We start from the raw sequence: 12,807 nt of genomic DNA, 5'->3' as shown, positions 1-12,807 counted from the left end.
ATGAGAGATACCCCGTTTTGCCTCCGGCAAAGCGGGGTATTGTGTTTAAATACCTCCAATCTTACTACTAAAAGGAAACTTTTATATGAACAAAAAAAAGAAGATTGTGGCTTCTGTAATCATGATTTTGGCGCTAGGACTCTTAGTTATATTCACAGTTGGACAGAAACAGGAACAGCCTGGCTCGGGCTTTGCCGCTCACCGGGTCGTTGCCCATGCGATGGGCGGCATTGGGGGGCATACGTATACCAATGCCTTTGAAGCATTTATAGCGAATTATGAACAGGGCACCCGAGTCTTTGAGACGGATCTGTTGTTAAGCACGGATAATCAGCTAATTGCCAGACATGAGTGGACGGCAAATATGAGCAAGCTGCTGGGTCAGACCGAAATTCTTTCATCCGCCAAGGTAGGGGCACCGTTGAGCCACGATGAGTTTATGAATAGCCCGATAATGAATATCTATTCGCCATTGGATTTAGAGAAGATTCTGGATTTAATGCAGCACTATACAGATGCGTACATAGTTACAGATACCAAGGAGTTTGACTCCGGGTTAATCATGCAGCAGTTCGAGATGCTGACCGAAGCGGCCCGAACAAGAGATCCTACGTTATTGGAGCGGATCGTTCCCCAGATTTACAGCCGTGATATGCTGGACGAACTTAACAAGATACACATTTTTCCAAATATAATTTATACCCTTTACACCTCCAAGGATACTAATGATGAGGTCATTGAATTTGTGCAGAACAATAAGGTGGATATAACAATGCCGGCCAGCAGGGCTAACAGAGATTTTGTGCAGAAGCTCAAAAAGGCCGGGGCGCGGGTATACGTTCACACCGTGAACGAGGAAGAGCAGATTGTGAAGCTGTACCGGATGGGCGTAGACGGATTTTATACTGATTTTGTTGCTGAGAATGATCTGAACCGGATCAAGGGACTGCGCAGCAGTCTGTAGTCTTTCATATGGTAAAAAAGCGAAAAAATGTTCGTATTTTTTACCGTCTTTAAATTGACACCCCCCTTCCCGCTGGCATAGACTAGAGTTATATCTTTAGCGGAGGCAGGGGGGATTTTGTCCTGCCTAAATGACTGATGAGGGATGGAAGAACATGAGAGCAGTGCAGCAGATGATCAAGCCGTGGCGGCATGTATTCAAGCTGGATCCGGATCGTGAGCTGGGTGACGGAGAGCTGGAGGCATTATGTTTGTCTGGAACGGATGCCATAATGGTAGGCGGCTCCTCAGGGGTCACTTATGAGAATACTGTGGACCTAATGTCCAGAATCAGACGCTACGCGCTGCCAGTGGCCCTGGAGGTGTCGGATCTGGAAGCGGCTGTCCCGGGATTTGATCTGTACATGATCCCTATGGTGCTTAATACGCCGGACCCGACCTGGATTGTCGGCCATCACCGCCGGGCGATTGAACGCTACGGCTATTTGATTCCTTGGGACATGCTGCTGACTGAGGGGTACATTGTGCTGAACGACAATTCTACTGTAGCTAGACTTACGGGAGCTGATACGGATCTTCAAGCTGAAGAGGCTGCAGCCTACGCGCAGGTTGCGGACAAGCTGATGTCTCTGCCTGTGGTATATCTGGAGTATAGCGGCAGATTCGGAGAGGTGGAAACTGTGCGGACCGTACGGGAGGCTGTGGAGCATAGTCAACTTTTTTATGGCGGGGGAATTACTTCCGAAGCGGAGGCTGTGCAGATGGCAGCGCTATGTGATACGGTTGTGGTCGGCAATATCATCTATCAGGATTTAGAGCAGGCACTGCTGACGGTTCAGGCGGTGAAAAATACGCAGCAAATGCACTTTGAGTAGTCTTTATAGGAGAACTACTTCAATGTTGTAATTCATATGAATGAAGAAAGGAGCATGTTATACATGCAACCTGTTAACATACAAGAGGCCGTTAGTCGGCTCAATCCTCCGCAGCGGCAGGCTGTGGAGACTACTGAAGGACCACTGCTGATTATGGCCGGTGCGGGCAGCGGCAAGACGCGGGTGCTGACGCACCGAATTGCGTGGCTTATTGCTAATCGCAAGGCGCCGCCTTGGGCGATTTTGGCCATCACATTTACAAATAAAGCAGCGCGTGAGATGCAGGAGCGTGTATCCAAGCTTGTTGGGCCGGAGGGCCGCGACATTTGGGTATCGACCTTCCACTCCATGTGCGTACGGATTTTACGGAAGGATATCGAACGGATCGGCTTTACTTCCAATTTCTCGATTCTGGATTCGACGGACCAGCTGTCCGTAATCCGTAACTGTATGAAGGAGCTGAACATCGACACGAAGAAGTTCGAGCCGAAGGCTGTTCAGTCTGTGATCAGTACGGCGAAGAATGAGCTGGTAACCCCGGCCCAATATGAGCAGAAGGTCGGCGATTATTTTGAAGGATTGATTGCCAAGGTCTATACGATGTACCAGAAGCGTCTGAAGAGCAATAACTCCTTGGATTTTGATGATCTGATCATGGCTACGATTCAACTGTTCAAGGAAGTACCAGAGGTTCTGGATTTTTATCAGAAGAAATTCAAGTACATTCATGTGGACGAGTATCAGGATACGAACCGTGCGCAGTACATGCTGTGCCGGATGCTGGCTGACAGCCACCACCGGATTTGTGTAGTCGGTGACAGTGACCAGTCGATTTATCGCTGGCGCGGAGCGGATATCACCAACATTCTTAATTTTGAAGAAGATTATCCTGAAGCCAAAACTATCCTGCTGGAGCAGAACTATCGTTCCACCTCCAATATTTTGAATGCAGCCAATGGTGTCATTGCGCTCAATACCGGACGCAAGCCCAAGAAGCTGTGGACGGACTCGGATGAAGGTGCGAAGATTAAGGTTTACCGCGGGGATTCTGAGCATGATGAGGGATATTTTGTTACCGGAGAAATCAGTAAGAATGTGAAAACAGGTCAAGCCTACCAAAATCACGCCATTCTGTACCGGACGAACGCCCAATCCCGGGTTATCGAGGAAATTCTGATCAAGTCGGATATTCCTTATCAGATCGTAGGCGGCATCAAGTTCTACGACCGTAAAGAAATCAAGGATATTCTGGCGTATCTGCGCCTGTTGTCCAACCCGGATGATGATATCAGTTTGACGCGGATTATCAACGTGCCAAAGCGCGGGCTAGGCGATACGACTGTTGGTAAGCTTGCCGTTGCTGCAGCCGAACGAGGCGTATCGATCTTCCGTGTGCTGGAGACGGTGGATGATTTAGGCTTTGCCGGACGTACCCGGAATGCGCTAGTGGAATTCTACGACATGATCGAAGCACTGCACCGGATGGTGGAATTCCTGTCGGTGACTGAACTGACCGAGAAAGTGCTGGAATTGTCGCAATACCGCTTGGAGCTGCAAAATGAGAACACACTGGAATCCCGCTCCAGACTGGAGAATATCGACGAATTCTTGTCGGTAACGATGGAGTTTGAGAAAAACAATGAGGATAAGTCGCTCGTCTCCTTCCTGACAGACCTTGCGCTGATCGCTGACATTGACAGCATGAATGACGAAGAGGAAGATCGCAGCGATGCGGTGGTATTGATGACGATGCACAGCGCCAAGGGTCTGGAGTTCCCGACAGTGTTCATTGTCGGGATGGAGGAAGGTGTCTTCCCGCACAGCCGGGCCTTCCAGGACAATGATGAACTGGAAGAGGAGCGACGGCTGGCCTATGTCGGCATTACCCGCGCCGAGAAACAACTGTTTCTCTCCTGCGCGCGGGTGCGCACGCTCTTCGGACGGACGACGGCCAACCCGCCGTCCCGCTTCCTGGAGGAGATTCCGGAGGAGCTGAAGGAAGATACCGCCCCTGCCCACGACCGATTCCGCCGCGGCGGGTCGGATGTGGGCGGAGCCTATGGCGGCCGCGGCTTCGCCAGCGGCGGCCGGGGCAATTTCGGCGGCCGGGGCGGGGCCGCCGGATCTACGCCGAATGCCGCAGGCTTCGGCGGAAGCACGGCCACGGCCGCAGCTGGCCAGGGCCGCGTGTCCGTGACCTCCGGCGGGGCGAAGCCCGCAGCCGGAGCAGGATCTTCAGCGTCCGCCGATTTCAAGGCGGGCGACAAGGTATCCCACGGCAAATGGGGCACAGGCACCATTGTGTCCGTCAAAGGCACCGGCAACGATACGGAGCTGCAGATTGCTTTTCCGGCGCCGGTGGGCGTGAAACGGCTGCTCGCAGGCTTTGCGCCGATCGCCAAGGTGGAATAGATCGACTACGATTAACGATTGTCTTTTTGGACGACGCTAATTGTAGGACACTTATTGACGGAGGGATATACCTGTATGGATGTTATGCATACAATGGAAGAGCTCGTAGCAGAGCTTCAGAAATATAACTATCATTATTACACGCTCGACACACCGCTCGTTAGCGACAAAGAGTACGATGTTCTATATGACAAGCTAGTAGCGCTGGAGGCGGAGAGCGGCATTGTGCTTCCGCATTCACCAACACAGCGGGTGGGTGGAGAATTGCTCAAGGGCTTTACGCCCCATCGCCATCTGGCTCCTCTGTGGAGTTTGGATAAGGCGCAGAATATTGAACAGCTGCGGAGCTGGAATGCCCGCGTACTGAAGCTGGTCAATGATTATAACACCAAGAACCCGGATACCCCATTGCCAGAGCCATGTTATGCCGTTGAGCTCAAATTTGACGGGCTGACGCTGAACCTGACGTACCGTAATGGCGTGCTGGAGCAAGCTGCCACGCGCGGAAACGGGGTAACAGGCGAGGGTATTCTGGCCCAAGTGAAGACGATTAAGTCCGTTCCGTTGACCATTCCGTTCAAGGAAGGTCTGATTGAGGTGCAGGGCGAGGGGATTATGAATCTCTCGGTACTGGCGGATTATAATACCCGGGCAGCCGAGCCGCTGAAGAACGCACGCAACGGCGCGGCCGGTGCTCTGCGGAATCTAAACCCTAAGACGACGGCCGAGCGGCGGCTAAACGCCTTTTTCTACAATATAGGCTACTCAGAGGGTGTGCAGTTTAGCGATCATCAGGAGATGATGAATTTCCTGCGGAATAATCAGTTCAAGGTGAACCCTTACCTGACTTACTACGATAAATTTGACGATGTGACTGAGCAACTGGCGGAGATTGAAGAGAAACGTGCCTCCCTGGATTACCTCATAGACGGAGCCGTGATCAAGGTCACGGATTTCCGGATTAGGGAAGCTCTAGGCTATACGGACAAATTCCCGCGTTGGGCAGTCGCCTACAAGTTCGAGGCAGAAGAGACGACGACGATTCTCGAATCCGTCAGCTGGAATGTGGGACGGACCGGAAAAGTCACGCCGTTGGCGCGAGTTGAGGCGGTTGAACTGGCTGGAGTTACTGTGCAGAATTGTACACTGAACAATGTGGGCGATATCGAACGGAAGAACCTGAAGCATGCGCTGGGCACAAGAGTCTTCATCCGTCGTTCCAATGATGTGATTCCGGAAATTCTGGGTAAAGTGACTGAGGAGAGTGACGGCGAGGAGATTATTTTCCCGGACAAATGCCCTGCTTGTGGATTCCCACTGGAAATGCGCGGTGCGCATCTCTTCTGTAACAATAAGCTGGACTGCAAGCCACAGATCGTCAGCCGGATTACGCATTTTGCTTCACGGGACGCCATGGACATTGAGACCTTTAGCGAGAAGACGGCAGGACAGCTCTATGAAGAGCTAAGTGTCCGTGAGCCGGCCGATCTCTATGAGCTAACTTTTGAGCAGCTAGTGGAGTTGGAGCGCTTCGGTGAGAAGAAAGCGCGCAATCTCCTTCAGGCACTGGAAGACAGCAAGGGACGGGATTTAGCCTCCTTCCTGTACGCGCTAGGTATCCCTAACACAGGAAAGGCTACGACTCGCACTTTGGCTGAGCATTTCCGTGATCTGGGAGCAGTGATGAAGGCGACAGCCGAAGAACTCGCTGAACTGCCGGATATTGGCGGTATTGTGGCTGAGAGCATCGTAGGATTTTTTGCTGATCCGTTCGTGGTGACAGGGATTGACCGCATGCTGGCGCTAGGCGTCGAGGCTAAGGCCCCTGAAGCCCCGCGCCTGGTAAGTACAGATTCCTTCTTCAGCGGCAAAACCGTTGTTCTTACGGGTACGTTGCATAAGCTGACACGTGAGGAAGCGGCGGAACGTCTGGAAGTACTGGGAGCGAAGGTAACCGGTAGTGTGTCCAAGAAGACGGATCTGGTCATTGCCGGCGAGAAGGCAGGCAGCAAATTGGCCAAAGCACAGCAGCTCGGTATTCAGGTCATTGAGGATGAGGAAGAACTGATTCGGTTGTTGGAGAGCTAAAAGCATAGTGGAATAAGCGCTGCGGCCCAGGCCCAGCATAATATTATAGATCCCGGTTAATTTGCATAGGCGAATTGGCCGGGATCTTTTGTTAGAATAAGGAAGGAACGTTAACATAAGAACTGGAAAGGATGTTCTTTCTGTGAGACCTGAAACGATACTGCTGGTAGACGATGAGAAAGAGATCGTGGACCTGCTGGATATTTATTTTAACAACGAGGGCTATCGGCTGCTCAAGGCTTATGATGGACTGGAGGCCCTGGAGTGCCTGAACAATGAAGAGGTGGATCTCATTATTCTGGATGTAATGATGCCAAAGCTGGATGGCGTCGCTGCCTGTATGAAAATACGTGAGGAACGGAACATGCCGATCATTATGCTGTCCGCGAAAAATACTGATATGGACAAAATCGCCGGACTCAGCATCGGGGCGGATGACTATATGGGCAAGCCCTTTAACCCGCTGGAGCTGGTGGCCCGGGCCAAATCGCAGCTGCGTCGTTACCATAAACTGAACACAGGTGGTCCCGCACGTCGGAATGAGAATGAGCTAGTGTTTGAGGATTTGATCATCGATACCGCCAAGCATGAAGTCAGCGTAGATAGCCGTAAGGTTAAGCTTACACCTCGGGAGTTTGCCATTCTGGAGCTGTTAGCCAGGCATCAGGGTCAGGTGCTCAGCATGGAACAGATTTACCGTAACCTCTGGAATGAGCCTTTTCTTGATGGAGGTAATACAGTAATGGTGCATATTCGCAATATCCGTGAAAAAATCGAGCTGGACCCCAAGCAGCCCCGTTATGTACAGACCGTATGGGGCATCGGGTACAAACTGGACGGGCCGTCCTAAACGCCGGAGGTGATTAGTTTTGAACTCCAAATACATCAGTACCATCCGCTGGAAGTTTATATGGGCTTTCCTGCTAAGCGTATTCTCGGGCGGTATCCTGCTCGCTGCATGCTATCAACTGGTGAACTCTATGGTGTATCTAAATCCGGCCCCGCCTTCTGCACCTTACTCCTTGATCCTGAGATGGATTATTAATCATATCGGCTCAGCTCCGCTTATGGCTGCGGCTGGAATCGTCAGCTTTTTGCTATTCTTTTTCATCTATACCCGTAAAATCATTTCCTACCTCGAAGAGATCACCAAAGGAATTCAACAAATCACTAAGCTTGGGGAGTCACACCGAATTGAAGTCCGGTCAGGGGATGAACTGGGTGTGCTAGCCGAGAACATCAACATTATGTCTGATCGTCTCCAACATTCCTTATTGGAAGAGCGGAAAGCAGTAACCGCAAAAAACGAGTTGATTACTGGTGTATCACACGATCTCCGTACTCCGTTAACCTCTGTGTTAGGCTATCTGGAATACATTGAGCAGGACCGCTGCCGGGATGAGACAGAAATGCGTTATTACGTAGGCATTGCTTACCAGAAATCACTGGTGCTAAGAAAGCTGATTGATGACTTATTTGAATATACACGGGTGAATAGTGGTGGTATACCGTTTGTACTGGCGCCTTTGGATCTCAAAGCATTTATGCGGCAGTTGGCAGAGGAAGCTGTTCCCGCAATGTCTGCGGCTGGTATGACGTATGAGATTGAAGACGATACCGAATCGCTATGGATACAGGGGGCTCCGTATGAGCTAGTCCGTGCTTTTGATAATCTGATCATCAATGCGATCCGGTATGGTCGTGACGGCAAGAAGCTGCAGATCGGCCTGAGCCGGGAGGGAGGCGAAGCCGTGGTGCGAGTCAGCAATTTCGGAGAGATGATAGCGGAAGGCGATCTTCCGTATATCTTTGAACGCTTTTATCGGGCGGAGCGTTCTCGTTCACAGCACACCGGAGGTTCTGGATTGGGGCTGGCGATTGCCAAGGGGATCATTGAACTGCACGGCGGTGTTATCTTGGCCGTAAGCGGCAGACAACGTACGGACTTTATCGTCCGTCTTCCGCTTTCACAAACGTAGCTTTTGTCTGCTCTCCTTATTGTTTCTTCAGAAAATCTTAAGAAGTTATGGAGTCATTCTTAAGATTTCCTCCTTATCCTTGTGTCAGAGGGGGATTATCCCCTTCTGAAAGGAGGGGTTGGCATTGAGGAAGCGGCGGCCCGTAAGACTGGGGTATCTATATATTTTTGGCGGAAGCACACTCTTGAGTGCTGCTGTTCTTTTCGTGTTATACCGACTGTTCGTATGGACGTATTCCCGTCACAGCCAGGATTCGGGCGCTTTAGTTGTGACGCTTGCCCACTGGATTATCAATCATATTGGCAAAGCCCCCTTTGCCGCCATGTTATTTGTACTGGTGTTCTCGGGGTTCTTTTTGCTGCGCTCACAGAAGCCGGCACAGGATATGCAATCACTGCTGCAGGCAGCGGAAAAGCTCGCCAATCACGGTTCTTTCACGGGACTGAAGGTGCTATCCGCCGGGGAATTGCAAGCATTAGCTGTACATCTGGAGCGGATTAACAGCAATAGGAGAGGTGTAGGTACGCAACATAAAGCGTATAAGGGAGAAGATCCGAGGGAGCTCTCAGCAGCAGTTGCAGGGGATTTGGACTTTAGCCCAACTTCTGGTTCGTCCCCGGTGCTGGATAACGAAGATGCCATGGCCTTAATCCTCAGGGTTAAAGCTACACTTCGTTGTCTTCATGAGGCGGAAGCTGCGGGGGAAGATAGCAATACTATGCTTCGCCTTCTCGTAAATGCCAGGCAGGAAGCAACTGGAATGGAGCAGGCGTTGGAGCGTCTGATTACTGGGTCATGAGCAGTCCACTGGAGAGGCGACCCCATGAGAACTTCTATAGAAGGATTCATTGGGCTAACATGCGTGACAGGGTCTTGCGCATCCTGTATACGTTGTTTGATCTTGGAGTAATCGTAGTCCTGCTAATGTTAGCTGGTCTTGTGTACATTCATGAATATGGAAGTACCGTAGTCAGCCGTTATTCTGACAAGTTAATTTTACCGGAGTCTAGTATAATGCTGGCTTCAGATGGATCTTTATTACGCAAAGTCCCCATTCCAGGATCCGGCTACAGGACCTCCCTACCGCTTACGGAGATGCCTAAGCTATTAACAGCTACTTTTCTGGCAGTGGAAGACCGCCGCTTTTATACCCATGACGGGCTGGATTACAAAGGCATACTGCGGGCGCTTGTAACAAATGCAGTGAATATGGAAATAGCCGAGGGAGGAAGCAGTATCACCCAACAGCTGGCCCGGAATCTGTATCTGAACAGAGATAAGAACCTCTTACGCAAGGTGAACGAGGCGTCTATTGCCTTGGAGCTGGAGCGGCGTTTGTCCAAAAGTGAGATTCTGGAGATGTATCTCAACCAGTTGTATATGGGGCGAGGTCAGTATGGAATCAAGGCCGCAGCTGAGCGGTATTTTGGCATTAGCGATCCCAATAAGCTGGAGATCTGGCAAATTGCTACGCTTGCAGCGATTCCTAAAGGGCCCTCGATCTACAACCCCGTGGATGATCCCGAGCGGTCTGCCGAAAGACGTAAGCTTGTTCTACATATTATGGAGCAACGGGGTTTGATATCTCATGCACAGCTGAATGCTGCACTGCTTCAGGAATATCAGGCTCCACCGGTGGAACCGCAGCTTTCGGCTGCTGGAATATCTTATGGCGATGCCGCGCTTCAGGAAGCGTCCAGGCTGACTGGCAAATCCAGAGAAGAATTGCAGAGTGGCGGCTATACGATTGTTACAGCGATGAATGTGCGTGCCCAGAGTGTGCTCGAGAAGACCTTTTTACAACCCGATTCTTTCCCACCGGATGGGAAGGACCGGCAAGTGGAAGCGTCTATGGTGATTATGGATCATCGTAACGGAGAGGTTGTAGCGCTTATGGGAGGGCGGGAGCCGAAGGCAGGGGGGCTGAACAGGGCTATTATGGATGCCAGACAGCCGGGGTCTTCTTTTAAACCAATCATCGATTACGGACCTGCGCTGGAAAGTGGGAAATTCACTCCTGATAGTCTGTTGTCTGATCGGCGGGCGGTCTATGGGAATTATCAACCAGAGAATCTGAACGGGGATTATCGTGGACAGGTAACTATGCAGACAGCGATCAAGCAGTCTATCAATGCGCCGGCGGTGTGGCTGCTGCAGCAGGTAGGCATAGGTCAGGCGCGTAAGTTTGCGGCCAAGCTGGGGATTGAATTAACAGAGGAGGACAATAATCTCGCAATCGCATTAGGCGGCCTGCACAAAGGCATTTCTCCGCTAAAAATGGCCCAGGCCTACAGCGTGTTCGCAAACGGAGGCAAATTCAATGAGGGGCATCTGGTACGGATGGTGAAGAATGCCCGCGGAGAGGTCATCTATAAGCACACGTCATCTTCAGCTCAGGTGATCTCTCCAGTTACAGCAGACAGGATGAACACAATGCTTCGGAGTGTAGTTAATGAAGGTACCGGAAAAAAGGCTCAGATGAACCGCCCAGTAGCGGGGAAAACCGGGACGACCCAATTGGATCTGCCCGGAGTGAGCCGTAAGGGGAATCGGGATCTCTGGTTTGTCGGGTATACTCCGGAATGGACCGGAGCGGTATGGATCGGTTTTGACCGGACGGATGAGCAGAATTATATGACGGCTGGAAGCGGGATGGCGGCAGCACTATTTTCTAAGGTAATGACCCAAGCTCTGGCGCAGGCTGGAAAATAAAAAAAGCTCATCTGTCCTCTAAGTAGAGAACGGATGAGCTACCTATCAGGATTGGGGCCTTACTCGGCCGCCCATTCCTCCAGTTTGTTGTCTCCTGGGAGCAATAGTGCCAATAATCCGAGCAGAGGCAGGAATCCGCAGGCCACAAATACTTTTGTAATGCCAATAACGTCAATAAGATTGCCAATCACGAGTGAGCCGATACCACCAAGCCCAAATGCAAGCCCGGTGATCAGCCCTGACACGGTTCCGATATTGCCGGGATACAGCATTTGTGCATAAATTACGGTAACCGAGAAGCTGGACAGAAGTACGAAGCCGCCAATCAGCAGCAGCACCGCGGCCCAGAAGTGACTGACGAAAGGCAGCGCCAATGCAAAGGGAACCGTACCTACCATAGAAAAGAGAATCAAGTTACGCCGCCCGAAACGGTCTGCGAGCGGTCCGCCGAAGAACGTACCTACGGCACCGGCTGCCAGGTACATAAAGATATACACCTGTGCACTATCCAGGGACATCCGGTATTTATCCATTAAGTAGAATGCATAATAACTGCCGATGGAAGCCCCGTACCAGGATCTCACGAACACCAGGAAGACAAGAATGATAGTTGCATTCCGAATGCTTTTGCGCCTTGCAGGGTCCATTAGCTTGGCCGCGGCCTTTTTACGGAAGGTATAGCCGGAATCAAGCATTTCGCGATACCAGCGAGCTACATAGGTCTGCACGGCGATTCCTGCAGCAGCAACGATGGTGAAGCCGAGTGCGCCAATTTGCCCGAAAGGAATGAAAATCCACTTCGTCAGCATGGGTCCGAGCGATTGCCCGGCATTCCCTCCTACCTGAAAAATGGACTGGGACAGTCCTTTGCGAAGTCCTGCGGCCATATGGGCAACACGCATGCCCTCCGGGTGAAAGGCAGCCGATCCGAATCCCACAAGCACAACTGAAAATAGCACGAGTATATAATTGTTGGCATACGCCAGCAAAAAGACCCCGGCAAAGGTACAGCACATCCCCAGCGGGAGCAGAATCGGACGTGGCTTGCGATCGGCGGCATAGCCGATAACAGGCTGAATGACCGAAGAAGTTACATTCAAGGCAAACGAAATCCAGCCGATCTGAGCAAAGGAAAGCAGCAGGTTGTCTTTGAGAATCGGGAAAATCGCCGGAATGACTGCTTGAATAGAATCATTAAACAAATGAACAAAACTGACAGCGAGTAGGATGCGGTAAATCGTGGCCTGTTGCGTATTGCGCTGCTCTGCAGCCGGAAGACCTGGCTTAGGGGCGGCGGTTGTTGAGTTGTTCTTCATCATGGCTCCTCTCCATATGTGTGCTAATATTCTTTTTAATGTTTACGATAGATCCTATTTTAGCCATATGCAATGGATTATGGGAAACAATTTGTGCTGTAGGGGTGGGAAATATACGTGCGATAGATTATTTTCAAAAAAGTGTTGCAATCATGAGATCCGCATGGTATATTATCTCTTGTGCTTATGAGACATCGCCTAACGGAAACGAGGGCGTTGAAAAAATAAGTTGACAAGAAATAAAGAAACATGATATGATATAATTCCTGTGCAAGACATACATAATGAATTGCAAAGGAAACAAGTTCTTTGAAAACTGAACAAATGGAACACGTTGATTTAACAAGATTCATTTAATGAATCGTCAGTTTCAAAATGAGCAATCGCTCTTTCTAAATACCAATTTGGAGAGTTTGATCCTGGCTCAGGACGAACGCTGGCGGCGTGCCTAATACATGCAAG

At 50.7% G+C, this 12,807-nt stretch carries 9 protein-coding genes and 1 rRNA gene; 9 read left to right on the top strand and 1 reads right to left on the bottom strand.

The features are described 5' to 3' along the window. Window positions 1–85: 85 nt before the first annotated feature. The 8 genes from ACFRAM_RS14125 (at window position 86) to ACFRAM_RS14090 (ending at window position 11,029) form a co-directional block, all read left to right on the top strand. On the top strand, window positions 86–964 hold the full coding sequence (locus ACFRAM_RS14125) for a phosphatidylinositol-specific phospholipase C/glycerophosphodiester phosphodiesterase family protein (RefSeq protein WP_379466390.1): 879 nt from the start codon (window positions 86–88) through the stop codon (window positions 962–964). Between the two features lie 154 nt (window positions 965–1,118). Then, a complete protein-coding gene (gene pcrB, locus ACFRAM_RS14120; protein ID WP_175371551.1) occupies window positions 1,119–1,838 on the top strand; it encodes a heptaprenylglyceryl phosphate synthase in 720 nt (239 codons plus the stop codon). A gap of 63 nt (window positions 1,839–1,901) precedes the next feature. After that, window positions 1,902–4,250, top strand: coding sequence for a DNA helicase PcrA (gene pcrA / locus ACFRAM_RS14115; protein WP_175371552.1), 2,349 nt, complete (start codon window positions 1,902–1,904; stop codon window positions 4,248–4,250). Window positions 4,251–4,325: 75 nt separating this feature from the next. Then, window positions 4,326–6,338: an NAD-dependent DNA ligase LigA gene (gene ligA, locus ACFRAM_RS14110; protein WP_379466389.1), complete on the top strand. Its 2,013-nt coding sequence runs from the start codon at window positions 4,326–4,328 to the stop codon at window positions 6,336–6,338. 142 nt (window positions 6,339–6,480) lie between these two features. Then, window positions 6,481–7,188 carry a response regulator transcription factor gene (locus ACFRAM_RS14105; RefSeq protein WP_379466388.1) on the top strand — a complete coding sequence of 236 codons (708 nt, stop codon included), beginning with the start codon at window positions 6,481–6,483 and terminating at the stop codon, window positions 7,186–7,188. Between the two features lie 19 nt (window positions 7,189–7,207). Continuing rightward, entirely contained in the window at window positions 7,208–8,317 is a 1,110-nt protein-coding gene (locus ACFRAM_RS14100) for a sensor histidine kinase (RefSeq protein ID WP_379466387.1), read from the top strand. 124 nt (window positions 8,318–8,441) lie between these two features. Continuing rightward, window positions 8,442–9,116: a hypothetical protein gene (locus tag ACFRAM_RS14095; RefSeq protein ID WP_379466386.1), complete on the top strand. Its 675-nt coding sequence runs from the start codon at window positions 8,442–8,444 to the stop codon at window positions 9,114–9,116. Between the two features lie 59 nt (window positions 9,117–9,175). Continuing rightward, the gene (locus ACFRAM_RS14090) at window positions 9,176–11,029 is read left to right on the top strand and encodes a transglycosylase domain-containing protein (RefSeq protein ID WP_379466385.1); all 1,854 of its coding nucleotides are present in this window, start codon (window positions 9,176–9,178) and stop codon (window positions 11,027–11,029) included. A 59-nt stretch (window positions 11,030–11,088) separates the two neighbouring features. Here the strand turns inward: ACFRAM_RS14090 and ACFRAM_RS14085 are convergent, their stop codons facing one another. Further along, the gene (locus ACFRAM_RS14085) at window positions 11,089–12,345 is read right to left on the bottom strand and encodes an MFS transporter (protein WP_379466692.1); all 1,257 of its coding nucleotides are present in this window, start codon (window positions 12,343–12,345) and stop codon (window positions 11,089–11,091) included. 401 nt (window positions 12,346–12,746) lie between these two features. On the opposite strand from ACFRAM_RS14085, the gene ACFRAM_RS14080 reads away from it, so the two are divergent. Next, window positions 12,747–12,807, top strand: a 16S ribosomal RNA gene (locus ACFRAM_RS14080); the annotation flags it as partial.

This window comes from Paenibacillus sp. NPDC056722, assembly GCF_042790635.1.
GTDB lineage: Bacteria > Bacillota > Bacilli > Paenibacillales > Paenibacillaceae > Paenibacillus_AQ > Paenibacillus_AQ agri.
This window is presented reverse-complemented; position numbering and strand designations above follow the sequence as displayed.